The organism is Helicobacter pylori (genome assembly GCF_009689985.1).
Lineage (GTDB): Bacteria > Campylobacterota > Campylobacteria > Campylobacterales > Helicobacteraceae > Helicobacter > Helicobacter pylori_CG.
Window position 1 is genome coordinate 1 of sequence record NZ_QBAW01000024.1, and the last position, 1075, is coordinate 1075.

The 1075-nt window shown below is 36.7% G+C and carries 1 pseudogene; it reads right to left on the reverse strand.

Annotated elements, in window-relative coordinates:
* Positions 1–1075, reverse strand: a pseudogene (locus tag DBU79_RS07705) (hypothetical protein); the annotation flags it as partial.

Below are 1075 nucleotides of genomic sequence, written 5' to 3' on the forward strand. Positions count from 1 at the left end.
CTTTCTCTTTTTCTTTTTGCATGTCCTTAACGGCTTGTATCAAGCGCTTTAACGAAGGGTTATTTTCGTTCGGCTCTCTATTAACCATTAAAAGGTAATGCGTGAAGTCGTAAATATCAATATCCTTAAATTCCTTACTATTAGGATCAAACATATCCTTAGTAACATCTGCGATCTTGAATTCTTTCAAACCTTTTTTAATGTTTTCGCTTCTTAACGCTTCAAATAACGCTTTAGAAGGATCATCAAATCGTGCAAATCGTGCGATCGCTCCTCCTAAAATCTCGCTGATGTCGCTTGTATTTTGATCGCTCTTTTCAAACATATCTAAAGAACTCGTTTTATAGAATTTTTCGCTCAAATCTTTCAGGCTCTCGCTCGTAGTTGGATAATTCTTTAAATTCGCAAAACTGCGATCCATAATATCGCTTAAATAAGCGTTCAAGCTCACATTAGGAAAACTCATGTCATGGATTAAATTGTGAAAACTCCCCGCGTTATCTACAAACATTTTTTTGACTTTTTCATAGCTTTTAATATCGTTTGAAAATTCTTTCTGCCAGCGGTTTAATAACTCTATCCCTTGCGTTTTAGTGCGTGGCATGTTAAACATTAAAAGCGCTAAGTTGCTATCTCCCACATTAGGGTGAGTAGCCTTATCAAAATTCAGGTTTTTAGCCACAATGTTTTTTAAGGAATAAATGCTATCAGCGTTTAATTGTTTTTCTAATTCTTTTAATTTAGGCTCGTAGTGGCTTAAAACCGCTATCGCATGATCGCTTTCGCTATTAAAACGGCCTTGATTGCTTGAAGCTGCTAAATTGTTGATCTCGGTGTTATTTAGGCGCTTGTTAGGTATCCTTACTAATAGCTCGTCTGGTTTTAAATCTATGTGGTAGTATTCCTTAATCGCTTTATCATAAGTATAACGGCTTTTAGGCGTGAAATTCAGCATGCCAGCTACTCGGTGGTTTCCTGCGATCACTTGCCCGTCATGTAGAATGATCGGTAAATCCTCAAACCCTCCACTACCAAATATCTTCTTAGGGTCAAAATTTTCAGCGATGCTTTTAAT